This window comes from Gordonia sp. (in: high G+C Gram-positive bacteria), from assembly GCF_020438995.1.
In the GTDB taxonomy this organism is placed as follows: domain Bacteria; phylum Actinomycetota; class Actinomycetes; order Mycobacteriales; family Mycobacteriaceae; genus Gordonia.
Genome location: NZ_JAGQTN010000262.1, coordinates 1 through 14,423, shown reverse-complemented (window position 1 = coordinate 14,423; position 14,423 = coordinate 1). Strand labels below are relative to the sequence as shown.

At 67.8% G+C, this 14,423-nt stretch carries 12 protein-coding genes and 1 tRNA gene; 5 read left to right on the top strand and 8 right to left on the bottom strand.

The window, feature by feature from the left end; genetic code table 11:
• Positions 1-43: 43 nt before the first annotated feature.
• Together KDB67_RS18320 and KDB67_RS18315 are read right to left on the bottom strand one after the other, a co-directional pair.
• A complete protein-coding gene (locus tag KDB67_RS18320; protein WP_291018723.1) occupies positions 44-2,347 on the bottom strand; it encodes a glycosyltransferase family 39 protein in 2,304 nt (767 codons plus the stop codon).
• Complete coding sequence (locus tag KDB67_RS18315) at positions 2,347-3,642, bottom strand: bifunctional glycosyltransferase family 2/GtrA family protein (RefSeq protein WP_291018720.1); 1,296 nt, start codon at positions 3,640-3,642, stop codon at positions 2,347-2,349. The genes KDB67_RS18320 and KDB67_RS18315 overlap by 1 nt, the downstream gene beginning before the upstream one ends.
• A 153-nt stretch (positions 3,643-3,795) precedes the next feature.
• Between KDB67_RS18315 and KDB67_RS18310 the strand changes: the two genes are divergently transcribed.
• Entirely contained in the window at positions 3,796-6,054 is a 2,259-nt protein-coding gene (locus tag KDB67_RS18310) for a DEAD/DEAH box helicase (RefSeq protein WP_291018717.1), read from the top strand.
• A gap of 39 nt (positions 6,055-6,093) precedes the next feature.
• Here the strand turns inward: KDB67_RS18310 and KDB67_RS18305 are convergent, their stop codons facing one another.
• The 6 genes from KDB67_RS18305 to KDB67_RS18280 form a co-directional block, all read right to left on the bottom strand.
• Positions 6,094-6,519 (bottom strand): HIT family protein, encoded by a 426-nt coding sequence (locus KDB67_RS18305; protein WP_291018715.1) that lies wholly within the window; start codon positions 6,517-6,519, stop codon positions 6,094-6,096.
• 93 nt (positions 6,520-6,612) lie between these two features.
• Entirely contained in the window at positions 6,613-8,055 is a 1,443-nt protein-coding gene (locus KDB67_RS18300) for a HAMP domain-containing sensor histidine kinase (RefSeq protein ID WP_291018712.1), read from the bottom strand.
• Positions 8,055-8,789, bottom strand: coding sequence for a response regulator transcription factor (locus KDB67_RS18295; RefSeq protein ID WP_291018837.1), 735 nt, complete (start codon positions 8,787-8,789; stop codon positions 8,055-8,057). The genes KDB67_RS18300 and KDB67_RS18295 overlap by 1 nt, the downstream gene beginning before the upstream one ends.
• Positions 8,790-9,004: 215 nt before the next feature.
• On the bottom strand, positions 9,005-9,403 hold the full coding sequence (locus tag KDB67_RS18290; RefSeq protein WP_291018834.1) for a RidA family protein: 399 nt from the start codon (positions 9,401-9,403) through the stop codon (positions 9,005-9,007).
• Between the two features lie 17 nt (positions 9,404-9,420).
• Complete coding sequence (locus tag KDB67_RS18285) at positions 9,421-9,789, bottom strand: hypothetical protein (protein ID WP_291018710.1); 369 nt, start codon at positions 9,787-9,789, stop codon at positions 9,421-9,423.
• A 567-nt stretch (positions 9,790-10,356) separates the two neighbouring features.
• Positions 10,357-10,428, bottom strand: a tRNA-Thr gene (locus KDB67_RS18280).
• Positions 10,429-10,435: 7 nt separating this feature from the next.
• Here KDB67_RS18280 and KDB67_RS18275 point away from each other — a divergent pair.
• From KDB67_RS18275 to otsB, 4 genes are all read left to right on the top strand, one after another.
• Positions 10,436-11,869: a threonine/serine exporter family protein gene (locus tag KDB67_RS18275; RefSeq protein ID WP_291018831.1), complete on the top strand. Its 1,434-nt coding sequence runs from the start codon at positions 10,436-10,438 to the stop codon at positions 11,867-11,869.
• Between the two features lie 76 nt (positions 11,870-11,945).
• Positions 11,946-12,110 carry a hypothetical protein gene (locus KDB67_RS18270; RefSeq protein WP_291018705.1) on the top strand — a complete coding sequence of 55 codons (165 nt, stop codon included), beginning with the start codon at positions 11,946-11,948 and terminating at the stop codon, positions 12,108-12,110.
• Positions 12,111-12,115: 5 nt separating this feature from the next.
• Positions 12,116-13,636, top strand: coding sequence for a trehalose-6-phosphate synthase (locus KDB67_RS18265; protein WP_291018703.1), 1,521 nt, complete (start codon positions 12,116-12,118; stop codon positions 13,634-13,636).
• Positions 13,633-14,423, top strand: a 791-nt coding sequence (otsB, locus tag KDB67_RS18260; protein WP_291018700.1) for a trehalose-phosphatase, incomplete at its 3' end; no start/stop codon positions are given. The genes KDB67_RS18265 and otsB, both read left to right, overlap by 4 nt.

Sequence of the window (14,423 nt, the reverse complement as noted above, 5' to 3'; positions counted from 1 at the left end):
TCCCGTCCGCCGCCGATGTCCGGTTGCGGACGGGAGTCGTTCGCTATGTACCTCCCGCAGATGCCACAGGCGCGGTCAGGTCGTAGAGGGTGACACCGTCGACGGTCTGCGATGTGAAGTGTTCGGTGACCCAGGTGCTGATCTTCTCGCTCGTGCGCTCGCCCTGCCCCCCGCCGGGTCCACCGCCGAAGAATCCACCACCGAAGCGGCCGCCGGCAATGAAGTAGTGGATCTTGCCGTCGGCGACCATTTTCTGGAACTGCTCCGGTGTCGGCGACGGGTCGGTGCCGTTGAAGCCGCCGATCGGCATCACCGAGTGGCCGGATTCGAGCTGATACCCCGACGCCGAGTTGGAGCCGATCGCAGCGGCGACCCAGGTGTAGCGGTTCGCGTCGGCCCGCAGGAGCGCCAGGATCTGCGGGCCCGGCCGCGATCCGTCGAGGAGTCCGCCCGGACCACCGAAGCCGCGGTAGCCGCCGAAGCCGCGGTAGCCGCCGAAGCCACCGCCCGGACCGGCGGGTCCGGACCGGCCTCCAGGACCCGGCAACGCGCCCGGACCGGCCGAGTCACCCCGGCGATGCCGGACTCCCGGGTCAGGTGCCGGACTCGGCGGCCCGTCGGCCGGGCTACCCATCGGCCCCCGCCCGTGCCCGAATCCCTGCATGTGTCCCTGCCCATTCCCGAACCCCGGCCGGTGCCCGAATCCCAGTCTGCGCCCCGGACCGCCGGGCGGACCGAATCCGCCTTCCACCCGCGGCCCCGCCGATGGGACGCCACCGGAGACGGGTGAGCCGATGGTGTCGATCGCGTACGCCGCGGGACCGGCCATCCCGGCGACGACGGCCGCCACCCCGGCACCGGCCACGATCATGCGCAGCCGTCGCGAGGAGTCCGGGAGGAGCAGTACCAGCCCGGCGACCAGCCCGACGACCAGCACCACCCACCGCAGCCAGCTCACGAAATCGGGGGTCCGGCCCAGCAGCACGAATCCCCAGATCGCGGCCGTGCCCACCGCGACGGCAAGAACCGCCCGCACCCAGAACTGCTCGCGGGCACGCCAACAGACCGCGGCCCCGCCACCGACGAGCGCCGCGACCGCGGGTGCGAGTGCGGCCGTGTAGTAGCTGTGGAAGATGCCGGCCATGTAGCTGAAGACGCCCACCGTGACGATCAGCCACAGACCCCACACCGTGAGAAACGCTAGTCGGGGTTTGCGGTTGTCGTCCTCATCCCGTCCGTTTTCGCCCCGGCCAACTCGGGCCACGATCACCAGCGCCACCACCCCGAGGATGATCGCGGTGGGGATCAGCCAGGCGATCTGGCCGCCCTGCGCGGGAGTGAACATCCGGTCCCACCCGGTCTCGCCCCACACACCGCCGCGCCCACCGGGCCCGCCCGGTCCCCCATATGCCCCACCGGGGCCGAATCCACCACCGAACCCGCTACCGGAACCGTAGCCACCACCGGGGTGCACACTTCCGTGTTCCTCACCGTTGAGCCGGCCGATCCCGTTGTAGCCCAACGTCAGTTCGAGGATCGAATTGTTCTGCGAGCCACCGATATACGGACGCGACGAGGCCGGCCACAATTCGACGGCGAGAATCCACCAGCCCGCACTCACGATCAACGCACCGAGTGCCACCACCAACTGACCCAGCCGCCGCAGCACGGTCCCGGGCCCGAACGCCAAGTACGTGATGGCCAGCGGCGGAACCACCAGCATCACCTGCAATTGCTTTGTGAGAAAACCGAATCCGACCAGGGCACCGGTGAGGATCAGCCATCGCCACCGGCCGTCCTCCACCCCGCGCAGCAGCGCCCACACCGAGGCGACCATCAGCAGAATCAGCAGCGCCTCGGGGTTGTTGAACCGGAACATCATCGCCGCCACCGGGGTCACCGCCAGCACCAGGCCGGCGAGAATGCCCGCCCAATGCCCGAAATACCGGCGCGTGATCACGTAGACCAACGCCACCGAAGCCACTCCCATGAGCGCCTCGGGCACGAGAATCGACCAGGAATTCAATCCGAATACCCGCACCGACAACGACGGAATCCACAGCGATGCAGGTGGTTTGTCCACGGTGATCGAATTGGCCATGTCCGAGGAGCCGAAGAACCACGCCTTCCACGACTGCGAACCGGCCTGAATCGCCGCCGAATAGAATGAATTGGCCCACCCGTTGATCGACAGATTCCACAGATAGGCCACCGCGGTGCCCACCAGCAGAAGCAACAGCGAAAACCGCTCCCGTATCACGGGAGCGGTTATAGCACGCCATACAGGCGGACGAGTCCCCTCGCCCGCCTGTACGATATCGGAATTCTCCGGGACCACCTCGGCCATCAGCGGCCGGATTCCCGGGGCACGACCAGGTCCGCGGTGTCGGTAGCGGCGGTCGCGGTGTGCGACCGGAACACCCAGCGCAGTCCCACGAACCGGATCGCCGTCGCCACCAGGTTGGCCACCAGCAGGACCAGCAGCTCAAGATGTTTGGACGCCCCCGGCACCCAGGCGTGCAGCACGAACAACGACCCGGCGGTCACCACCCAGCCGAACATGAAGATGCCGAGCCCGAATACCTGGTGCTTGACGACGTTCTCCGTGCCGCGCACCCCGAAGCTGAACCCCCGGTTGGCCGCGGTGTTGAACACCGCCGAAATACCCAGTGCCACAAAGTTGGACACCTGCGCACCGAACAGCGAGTGCAGCATCAGGTACAGCACCGCGTACACGATCGTCGACGCCACACCCACCACACAGAACCGCGCCAACTGACCGGACAATCCGAACGGGACGCCCGCGACGCGCGGGCCGGGATGGCGCGACCGGCCCATGCTGGCACGCAGTTCGGCGACGGGCAGCGTGCCGTCGACCAGGGCCCGGCCGACGCGGGCGCAGCCCTTGAGGTCGGCCACGGCGGTGGCGACGATGTCGACGCTGCTGTTCGGGTCGTCGATCCAGTCAACCGGGACCTCCGCGATACGCAGTCCGATCCGCTCGGCCACGACCAGCAGTTCGGTGTCGAAGAACCAGCCGGTGTCCTCGACGTACGGCAGCAGTTCGCGGGCAATGTCGGTGCGCATCGCCTTGAATCCGCACTGGGCGTCGGAGAAGCGGGCGCGCATCGCGGTGCGCAGGATGAGATTGTAAGAGCGCGAGATGAATTCGCGTTTCATACCGCGTTCGACGCGTGATCCGTTGGACAGCCTGCTGCCGATCGCGATGTCCGAGTGGCCGGAGATCAGCGGCGCGATGAGCGGCATCAGCGCGTTCAGGTCGGTCGACAGGTCGACGTCGCAGTAGGCGACGATGTCAGCATCGCTGTCGCGCCACACCGCGTTCAGTGCCCGGCCGCGGCCCTTCTCGTCGAGGTGCACCACCCGCAGACCGTCGACGCTCTCGGTCAGCGAGACCGCGCGGCGCACGGTGCCGTCGGTGCTCGCGTTGTCGGCGACGGTGATCCGCGCCGGATACGGCACGTTGGCGCGCAGGTGGGCATCGAGGCGGCGCACCGCGTCGACGATGTCGTCCTGCTCGTTGTACACCGGGATGACGATGTCGAGCGTCGGATGGGGTTGCGAGGTGTCGGCCAGAGTGTGCACCGTCGAGGCGGGGCGACCGAGGGTGTCTGTCGTCATGTCGTACAGATTGCGGGCCGAAACTGGGACGCCTCCGGCTTCTACCTGTCAGGTTCCTGTCAACGTGAACCCAGAGGTTCCCGATAGCCCCATATGGTCCCGATAGCCCCATATGGTCCCGATAGCCCCATATGGTCCCGATAGCGTGGACGTATGTCCCCACCAGACCAGTTGCAGGCCGACCAGCTGCGGATCGCCGACCGGGTCATCGCAAGCCTGGCCGGCGACGGTGCCCACCTGCGCCCAGATCAGTTGCGGGCGGTCGCGGCGCTGACCCGCCCCGGTGCTCGGGTCCTCGTCGTGCAGGCCACCGGCTGGGGCAAGTCGGCGGTGTACTGGACGGCGACGGCCATCGGCCGGGCGAGCGAAGCGAGGGGGAATGTCCGGGCGAGCGGAGCGAGGGGGGATGTCGGGGCGAGCGAAGCGACGGGGGATGTCCGGGCGAGCGAAGCGACGGGGGATGTCGGGGCGAGCGAAGCGACGGGGGATGTCGGGGCGAGCGGACGCGGACCGACGCTGATCGTGTCGCCACTGCTGTCGCTGATGCGTGATCAGGTAGCGGCGGCCGAACGTGCGGGACTACGCGCGGCCACCCTCAACTCGTCGAACTTCAGCGACTGGGAGATCATCGAAAATAACTTACGCACAGGCGATCTCGATGTTCTCCTGGTGTCCCCGGAGCGCCTGGCCAATCCCGGTTTCGGCAGGCGCGTGCTCGACAATCTGAGCGGAAGACTCGGCCTGCTGGTGATCGACGAGGCGCACGCCATCTCGGACTGGGGTCACGATTTCCGGCCCGACTACCGCCGCGTCGCCGACGTCCTGCGCACCGCCGACGCGGACACTCCGGTGCTGGCCACGACCGCCACCGCCAATGCCCGTGTCACTGCCGACGTGGCCGGCCAACTCGGCCCCGACACCCTCGTTCTGCGCGGACCGTTGGCACGAAACTCATTGCACCTGAACGTCATCGACGGATTGTCGCCGATGCAGCGGTACGCCTGGACGGCCCGCAACCTGTCCGCACTGCCGGGCTCGGGCATCGTCTACGTGCTCACCGTCGCCGACGCCGACAGGCTCGTCGAGGCCATCCGGGCCGTGCAGGGCCCGGACTATCCGGTCGCCGCGTACACCGGGCAACTCGACGCCGACCGCCGCCACGCCCTCGAGGACGCGCTCCTGCGCAACGAAGTCAAGGCACTGGTGGCCACGTCGGCACTCGGAATGGGTTACGACAAGCCGGATCTCGGGTTCGTGGTGCATGTGGGCGCACCCGCGTCACCGGTGTCGTACTACCAGCAGGTGGGCCGTGCCGGCCGCGCCCTCGACAGCGCCGTGGTGGTGCTGCTGTCCTCTGCCGCCGACGACCGGATCTGGGAGTACTTCGCCACCTCCACCATCCCCGACCCCGAACAGATGACCAAGTTGCTCGACGCACTCAACACATCAGCGCAACCACAATCGGTCCCCGCACTCGAATCGTCAACGGGACTGCGCCGCAACAAGGTCGACCTCATGCTCAAACAACTCGCCGTCGACGGCGCCACCGAACGCACCCCCGACGGCTGGGTGAGCACCGGCCGGGAATGGTATTTCGACGCCGAACACTACGACGGAGTGATCGCGGTGCGCCGCCGTGAGGCCGACATCATGCGCGCCTACGTGCACGGTAACGCCTGCCTGATGACGCTGCTCACCGAGTCGCTCGACGACCCGCAGAGCGCACCGTGCGGCCGGTGTTCGGTATGCCGCGGCGGCCTCACCGACGGACTGCCCGCCGGCACCGACGACGAGGACGTGCGTTCCATCACCGCGACGCTGCGCCGCTCGACACTGATCCTCGAACCCCGAAAGATGTGGCCCGGCAGCATACTCGGCGCTCCGTCAACAGCCCCGTCGCTACGCGCGCCCCGCGGCAGAATCCCCGCACAGCTGATGGCCGAGCCCGGCCGGGTCCTCGCCCATGCCGACGCACCCGAATGGACCGACGTCCTCGCCGGCGCCCGCAATGGTGACGACGGCGCGGTCACCGAACTCGCCGACGCCGCGGTCGCCACTCTCGCCCGATGGGGCCGCGAGTCCGGCATCCGGCCCGACGTCATCGTGTCGTTGCGGCTGACCGGAACCGGCATCGCCGAAACCCTCGCGGCCCGACTGCGCAAAGTCGGCCGCCGCGACGGTGGCGCCTATCCCGTCGGCCCCGGTGAGCCACCGTCCGACGCGACCGGCGCCGTCGAGGCCGCATACTGGCGCGGCCGACTCACCGATCCGCCTGCCGCGGCAGGTCAGACGGTGCTCCTCGTCGTCGACGCCACCACGTCCGGCTGGCCGATCACGATAGCCGCCGCGGCATTACGCGAGGCGGGTGCCACCGCGGTCCTACCACTGCTCATCCATAGAACTGTCGGCTGACGCCGGGCGAACTGTCGGCTGACGGTCCCCGAAACTCGTTCAGTCCGGCACGTTCTCCCGGTAACCGTGGTCGACGAGGCTCTGCCGGATCTTCACCGCATGCTCCTCGAGGGTTTCCTGCGTGACGTCCTTGGCGGCCTTGCTGAGGTCGAACGTCTCCATCGACAGCGCCGGGAACACATGCAGATGCACGTGCGGCACCTCCAGTCCGGCGATCAGCATGCCCATCCGCGGGGCGTCGAAGGCGTCCTTGACGGCCCGGCCGACCTTCTGCGCGACATCGGACAGGTGGGTGAAGGTGGCAGTGTCGATCTGTTCCCAGTGGTCGATCTCCTTGCGCGGGATCACCAGCACATGCCCCGGGGTGACGGGTTCGATGGTGAGGAATGCGACGGCCTGGCCGTCCTTCCACACGAACTTGCCGGGGAGATCGCCGTTGATGATGTGCGTGAATACCGATGCCATGACAGCAGTCTATTGCTCCGGACCCGCCTCGCCCCCGGGTTGCCGGACGAACGGGACCAACGTCCATCCGTTCCCTGTTCGGCCGGCCGGCGCTCAGACCGCCTCGCGCGGCAATCGCACCCAGAACCGGGCGCCCTGCCCCGGGGCGGAGTCCACCCCGACGGTGCCCCCGTGCGCCGCGACCAGGGCCGCGACGATCGACAACCCGAGCCCACTGCCACCGCCCTCACCACGATGACGCGAGGCGTCCCCGCGATAGAACCGCTCGAAGACGTGCGCCACCTCCTCCTCGGTGAGTCCGTTGCCGGTGTCGGTCACCGACAGCACCAGGTGTGTGCTGTCGTCGGCCTCGATACCGACAGTGATCGCCGCGTCGGCAGGGGTGTGCGCGATCGCGTTGTTGATGAGATTGCGCAGCACCTGCATGAGCCGGTTCACGTCCCCGGACACCACCGGCGGATCGTCCATCGGGTCCAGATGCACACCGATGTCGCGATCGGGGGCGGCGGCCCGCGCCGAATGCACGGCGTCGGACGCCAGCGAGAGCAGGTCGACCGGCCGGGATTGCAGCGGCCGGTGCGCATCGAGCCTCGCCAGCATCAGCAAGTCCTCGACCAGCAGTTTCATCCGCTGCGCCTCGGTATCGATGCGGCCCATCGCCTCCGAGGAGGGCACCGCACCCTGCTTGTACAGTTCGCCGAAACCCTTGATCGAGGTGAGCGGGGTGCGCAGTTCGTGGCTGGCGTCGGCGATGAACCGGCGCATCGTCTCCTCCGACTCGCGGGCCTGCCGCTCGGAGGCCTCGGTGGCCGCGAACGCGCGCTGGATGTGCCCGAGCATCGTGTTCAGCGACGCAGACAAGCTGCCCACTTCCGTGTTCGTCGGGACCTGCGGCACCCGCATGGTGAGGTTGCCGTCGGCGATGGCGTGGGCGGTCTCCTCGACCCGGCGCAGGGGACGCAGACTCGCGCGCACCAGCAGGTAGCTGAGCACCCCGATCACCACAACAACGCCGCCGCCGATCCCGACCTGCAGCCAGATCAGCCTCGACACCGTCGACTCGACGTCGGACAGCGGTGTGGCCACCACCGATTCGGCAGTGCCGACAACGCTCCTGACCACCCGCCAACGCGGACCACCGCCACCTTCGGACGGCACAGTGATCGGTCCGGCATCGCCGTCACCGAGCCCGGACAGGTCGGGGCTGTGCGTGTAGCCCGCGTCGTCGCCGTAAACGGTGCCGTCGGAGGTGATCAGTCGCGAGTAGTACCGCGACGGCGGGCGCCGCGGGCCCGGCGGCGCGCCGAAGCCGTCGTCGCGGATGGGCCGTGCCCACGTCTCGATCGCGTTGCGCAGGCCGGTGTCGGTGCGGGAGATCAGGTCCGAGCGCATCGCCCCGGTGACCGCGAATCCCGACACCACCAGCCCCGCCATCACCAGCACCAGCGTTAACGCGACAAGCGAAACACGCAGTGGTACATGATGAATCGGCGTAAGCCGGGTGATCTCGGGACTGTCGGTCGCCGATGCGGCCATCAGTCTCTCGGCTCCCGCATCACATACCCGACACCGCGCAGAGTGTGGATGAGGCGCTTGTCGCCGTTGTCGAGCTTGCGCCGCAGATACGACACATACGATTCGACGACGTTCACCTCGCCACCGAAGTCGTAGTTCCACACGTGGTCGAGGATGCGCGGCTTGGACAGCACCGTCCCGGCGTTGACCATGAAGTAGCGCAGCAGCGTGAACTCGGTCGGCGAGAGCGAGACGAGTTCGCCGGCCTTCCACACCTCATGCGTCTCGTCGTCGAGGACGATGTCGGCGAAGGTGATGCGAGATGGCTTCTTGCTCTGCTCGGTGACTCCGGAACGGCGCAGCAGCACTTGGATTCGCGCGACGACCTCTTCGAGGCTGAACGGTTTGGTGACGTAGTCGTCGCCGCCGATGGTGAGGCCGTTGATCTTGTCCTCCACCGTGTCCCGCGCCGACAGGAACAGCGCGGGCGCCTCGACACCGTCGGCGCGCAGCCGGCGCAGCAACCCGAATCCGTCCATCCCGGGCATCATCACGTCCAGGATCAGTACGTCGGGCGCGAAGGTTCGGCAGGCGTCGATCGCCGAGGGCCCGTTGGCCGCCGTCACCACGTCGTACCCCTGGAACTTCAGCGATACCTGCAGCAATTCACGGATATTGTCCTCGTCGTCGACGACCAGCACCCGCGCCTTCTCGGCCCCGGCTTTACGATGATCCGCGCCGATCTGCTCCGCCATGCCGGTCACACCATTCCGTTCCGCTGTTTCCATCAGTCCACCCGCCTTCGTCATACCCATGAGAATGCTCGGTGATCCCTGTGTTCGGCTGGATACTTCCTGTCAGCATCCTGTGAACCCGCGCGGGTGGTCTTCGGTCATGCCGGCGGCGCGGCAGCGCCAACTACGCCGGCGGCGCGGCAGCGCCAACTACGCCGGCGGCGCGGCAGCGCCAACTACGCCGGCGGCGCGGCGACGGCCTCGATCTCCACGACCTGATCGTCGTAGGGCAGCACCGTGACACCGACGACGATCGCCGGTGGTGGAGCGTCGACAAACGACTCACGCACTGCCTCCCAGGACACATACAGGTCGGCCTGCAGGTGTTCGGCGACGTACACGGTCAGCTTGGCGATGTCGGACAATCCGGCCCCGTGTCCGGCCAGCACCTTTTCCAGGTTGGCCAGACACTGCCTGGTCTGCCCGACGACATCGCGGGGAGCGACGACCTCTCCGTCGGGACCGAGCGGCGCTATCCCGGCGGTGAAGACCAGTGGTCCCGCCGATACCACTGCGCTGTAGGGGAATCCGCCGTCGAACAGGCCGCCGGGTGTGCTGTGCCGGACTCGTGCCATGGGTGCCATTCGCAGGATCAGACCCGTACCTGACCAGCGACGATGCGGAGTTTGTGCCGCGCGAGGGCCAGGTTCGCGGCGGCACGGTCGAGCACGAAGTAGATGAACAGTCCGGCGGTGCCGCCGTCGCGCAGCACGTTGATCAGGTGATACTGGTAGTCGAGGGTGATCATCATGTCCTCGAGCCCGCCGCCGATACCCAGCTCGTTCATGGTGCGCAGCTTGGCCCGGAGCATGTTCGAGTTGCCCGCGGCCGCGATCTCGAGATCGAAACCCGGATTTCCGCCCGCGGCGAGCACCATCCCGCTGTCGAGGTCGACGACCGCGACCCCCAGCGCGCCGTCGACGGCGAGCAGGTCGGCGATCGAATCATCGAGTCTTGTCATACTGTGTGTTCCTATCACGGGGATCTCCGCCGTCGAGCAGACGCGCGGCGTCGGCACCGGAGGCGATGCGGACTCCCTCGGTGTCTCGTCGTCCGTCGACATGTGCCTGGGCAAGCTGATCGGCAGTTCGCGCAGCGTGCTCTCGAAGATGTCGGGCCCGTCGTCGTTCACGTGCACCACGCCCCGGCCACGGACTCCCGCGCCCGCCGCGCTGCCCGGTACGTAGCGGTACGGTGGGGCTTCGGCAGGTCCCCGGAGGCGTATCGGCGATAAACGCGGCCCCACCCGATCATTGATCACTCGCCACTTCCTCTGCACGCGATCCGGTTCTTACACAATCCGGCCCCGAAAGTAATCTGGGCCACATTTTGAGTACGCCGTACTCTACCAATTCCGAGTTAACAATGGTACGGCGAACCTGAAGTTTCTTCAGTTCTTGAAAGCAAACTTATTTTCAATCAGCAAACTCCGGTCATCGACCGGTTCGGATACTCCTGCCAGTGACCGAAAACACCGAAACCCCGGCCTGGTCGGTATCGATAACACCAACTGGACCGGGGCGCTGCGAGCCCCCTGTCGGGATTGAACCGACGACCTTTCGCTTACAAGGCGAGTGCTCTACCACTGAGCTAAGGAGGCATACGTGCTGCCCGAGTATATCCAGCGTTCCCTGCGCCGGATCACCGGCACCCGCCAGGCGACGATCGACACCATCGAACCCGGCGCGATCGCCGTCTCCCCCCGCCGCCCGATCGACAGATTCGACGTCGCCGCCATCACCGAGGTCCTCGACCTGGCGACCAAGATCGGCGCGGTACTGCTCGACTCCGGGACCGCGGCCAGCGACACGCAGGCCCAGGTGGAGTTCATCGCCGGTGCCTACGGTCTCGACGACGTCGACGTCGACGTGACCTACAACAAGATCATGGCCAGCGCCCGGCGCGGCGCAACCCTGCCGCCGATCACCACGATGGCGCAGGTCAAGTACCGTTCCCTCGACTTCACGCGGCTCGCCGACGTCGACCGGCTGATCCGGCACATCCGCAACTCCGGGATCACCCCGTCGACGGCGCACCGGATCGTCGACAAGATCATCGCCGCCCCGCATCCCTACCCGCATCGGGTGTCGACCGTCGCGTGGGGGGTGATGTCCGCGGGAGTGTCGCTGCTGCTCGGGGGCGGCCTGCTCGTGGCGGTGGTGACCTTCCTGACCACCGTCGTCATCGTGAGCGTCAACCGGCGGATCAACCGCCTCGGCACCCCGGTGTTCTTCCAGCAGGTCATCGGCGGTTTCATCGCCGTGGTGCCCGCTGCCGTCATCGCCGAGGTGTCCGACCGCCTCGGTTTCCAGCTCACACCGTCGCAGGTGATCGCGGCCGGCATCGTGGTCCTGCTGTCCGGGCTGCCGCTGGTCGGCTCCCTGCAGGACGCGATCACCGGCGCGCCGATCACCGGCGTGGCCCGGTTCTTCGAACTGCTGCTGATGACTGCGGGCATCATCGCCGGTGTCGGCACCGCGATCCGGCTGATGGAAGCCGTCGGGATCTACCTGCCCACCCTCACTACGCTCACCCGGTTCGACGCGGTCGACCTGCCGATCCAGGTCGCCGGCGGCGCGCTCGCGTCGGCGGCATACGCGCTGGCCTGTTACGCAGAGCTCAGGGCAGTCCCGGTCGCATTCCTCAGCGGGGCTATCGGTTCGGCGATCGCGCTGGGCGCGCTGCTGTGGCAGCCGGTCGGGCCGGTGATCGCCGACGGGGTCGCCGCGGTCATCGTCGGACTCGTCGGCGGTCTGCTCGCCCGCCGGGCGCTGACCCCGCCGCTGGTCGTCGCGGTCGCCGGGATCACCCCGCTGCTGCCGGGTCTGGCCGTCTACCGCGGTCTGTACGGGCTGCTCAGCGAGCAGACGCTCAGCGGCATCACGTGGATGGCGAGCGCGCTGGGCATCGGCTGCGCGCTCGCCGCCGGCGTCACCCTCGGCGAGTTCATCGCACGCACTCTGCGCCGCCCGTCGTTCCTCCCCGCGGGCCACCGCCCCACCTGGGGAAGCGGCGCGAACGGACGCCGATCGGACGGGTAGAATCGGGCGCAATGCCGACGGCCCACCCCGGTGGGGAGCGTCGTGCATCTGCAACCCGAGACACGATAAGGACGTCATGCCTCCCAAGACCACCGCCGACCTCGCAGACGAAGACCTGGAGCCGGTAGCCGACGAGACCGCCAATTCCGCCCGTCGCGTCGTCGCTGCCTACGCCACCGACGCCGACGAGTGCCGGATGCTGTTGTCGATGCTGGGTATCGCCCCTGGTGAAAACGCCTGACGATCGTGGCCCCCGACAACGCGGTTGACGGCAGTACTACCCCGGCCGAGACGTCGGGTGCGGATTTCGTCGTGGTGGCCAACCGGCTGCCCGTCGACAAGGTGGTCGCCGACGACGGCAGCGTCAGCTGGCGGCGCAGCCCCGGCGGGCTGGTCACCGCACTCGAACCGATCCTGCGTCAGCACACCGGCGCCTGGGTCGGCTGGTCCGGCATCGCCGACTCCGACGACAACCCCGACATCGAGGGCATCGACATCCACGCGGTGCCGCTGTCGACACGCGAGATCGCCGAGTACTACGAGGGCTTCTCCAACGCGACGCTGTGGCCGCTGTATCACGACGTCATCGTCAAACCCGAATATCACCGCGAGTGGTGGAACACCTATGTCGAGGTGAACCGCCGGTTCGCCGAGGCCGCCTCCAAGGCCGCCGCGCACGGTGCGCTGGTCTGGGTGCAGGACTATCAACTTCAGCTCGTGCCCAAGATGCTGCGGATGCTGCGTCCGGACCTGCGGATCGGCTTCTTCCTGCATATCCCGTTCCCCCCGATCGAGCTGTTCCTGCAGAACCCGTGGCGCACCGAGATCGTCGAAGGTCTGCTCGGCGCCGACCTGATCGGATTCCACCTGCCGGGCGGTGCGCAGAACTTCCTGTACCTCGCTCGGCGGTTGGCCGGTCAGGCCACCAGCAAGGGCACCGTCGGGGTGCGTTCCCGGTTCGGTGTGGTGCAGGTGGGTTTCCGCACCGTGCGCGTCGGCGCGTTCCCCATCTCCATCGACTCCGGCGAGCTCGACGCCAAGGCCCGGTCCAAGGCGATCCGCGCCCGGGCCGCCGAGATCCGTGCCGAACTCGGCAACCCGAAGACGGTCATGTTGGGCGTCGACCGTCTCGACTACACCAAAGGTATCGACGTCCGCCTCACGGCGCTGTCGGAACTGCTGGCCGAGAAGCGTCTCGACCCGCACGACACGGTGATGGTGCAGCTGGCCACCCCCAGCCGCGAACGCGTCGACAGCTACATCAAGATGCGCGCCGGCATCGAGCAACTCGTCGGCAATATCAACGGCAATTTCGCCGAGGTCGGCCAGCCCGTCGTGCAGTATCTGCATCGCCCCGTCCCCCGCGACGATCTGATCGCGTTCTTCGTCGCCGCCGACGTCATGCTGGTGACTCCGCTGCGTGACGGTATGAATCTGGTCGCCAAGGAGTACGTCGCCTGCCGCAACGATCTCGGCGGAGCACTTGTGCTCAGCGAATTCACCGGCGCCGCAGCCGAACTCAAGTCCGCCTACCAGGCCAACCCGTACGACCTGGACGGAGTCAAGGACGCCATCGAGGCTGCGGTCGCCCAGACCGAGCAGGAGGGCCGCCGACGGATGCGCGCCCTGCGCAGGCAGGTCCTCGCCCACGACGTCGACAAGTGGGCCCGCAGTTTCCTCGGCGCCCTCGCCGAGCAAGCCAACACCACCCCGTCGGGTGATCGCGGCGTCGAACTCGTCTCCGCACCTCCGGGCGAAAAGTCTTGAGCAACAACAGCATCAGCGATGCGCTGCGGTCCGCCCTGACCACCGCGGCGGCGACCCGGCACCTGCTGGTCGCCTCCGACTACGACGGTGTGCTCTCCCCCATCGTGTCGCAGCCGGAGGACGCGGTACCGAATCCGGCATCCGTGGCCGCCATCGAATCGGCTGCCGCACTGCCCAATACATCGGCGGCGGTGGTGTCCGGCCGGGCGCTGGCCGATCTGTCGCTGCTTTCCGGACTGCCGGTCGGCGGCCCGGTCACCCTCATCGGCAGTCACGGCACCGAGTCGAGCACCGGCTTCGTCACCGAGGTCACCGATGGAGACCGCGCCCGCCTGGCCCGAATCATCGCCGAATTCGACACTCTCGCAGCTGATTACCCGGGTGTGCGGGTCGAACCCAAACCCATCAGCGTCGCCCTGCACGTGCGCAACGCCGCCCCCGCCGACGCCGACGCCGCCCTGCGCCGAGCCCGCGACGGCGCCGCCGGCTGGGACGGTGTCGAGGCCACCGAAGGCAAGGCCGTCATCGAGCTCGCCGTCATCAAGACCTCCAAAGGCCATGCGCTGGACGCACTTCGGGTCCGCTCCGGTGCCGACGCGGTGATCTACCTCGGCGACGACGTCACCGACGAAAAGGCCTTCGCCCACCTCGGCGCCGGCGATGTCTCCATCAAGGTAGGCGACGGCCCCACCATCGCCCGCCACCGCATCCCCGACACCGACACCGTCGCAACGGTTCTGCAGTTCCTTCTCACACAACGATCACACATCGTGATCGCTGATAACCG

Bases quoted from the DNA above. Each gene is read 5' to 3' on its own strand.
- KDB67_RS18320 (WP_291018723.1), bottom strand. From the start codon at position 2,347: ATGGCCGAGGTGGTCCCGGAGAATTCCGATATCGTACAGGCGGGCGAG.
- KDB67_RS18315 (WP_291018720.1), bottom strand. From the start codon at position 3,642: ATGACGACAGACACCCTCGGTCGCCCCGCCTCGACGGTGCACACTCTG.
- KDB67_RS18310 (WP_291018717.1), top strand. From the start codon at position 3,796: ATGTCCCCACCAGACCAGTTGCAGGCCGACCAGCTGCGGATCGCCGAC.
- KDB67_RS18305 (WP_291018715.1), bottom strand. From the start codon at position 6,519: ATGGCATCGGTATTCACGCACATCATCAACGGCGATCTCCCCGGCAAG.
- KDB67_RS18300 (WP_291018712.1), bottom strand. From the start codon at position 8,055: ATGGCCGCATCGGCGACCGACAGTCCCGAGATCACCCGGCTTACGCCG.
- KDB67_RS18295 (WP_291018837.1), bottom strand. From the start codon at position 8,789: ATGGCGGAGCAGATCGGCGCGGATCATCGTAAAGCCGGGGCCGAGAAG.
- KDB67_RS18290 (WP_291018834.1), bottom strand. From the start codon at position 9,403: ATGGCACGAGTCCGGCACAGCACACCCGGCGGCCTGTTCGACGGCGGA.
- KDB67_RS18285 (WP_291018710.1), bottom strand. From the start codon at position 9,789: ATGACAAGACTCGATGATTCGATCGCCGACCTGCTCGCCGTCGACGGC.
- KDB67_RS18270 (WP_291018705.1), top strand. From the start codon at position 11,946: ATGCCTCCCAAGACCACCGCCGACCTCGCAGACGAAGACCTGGAGCCG.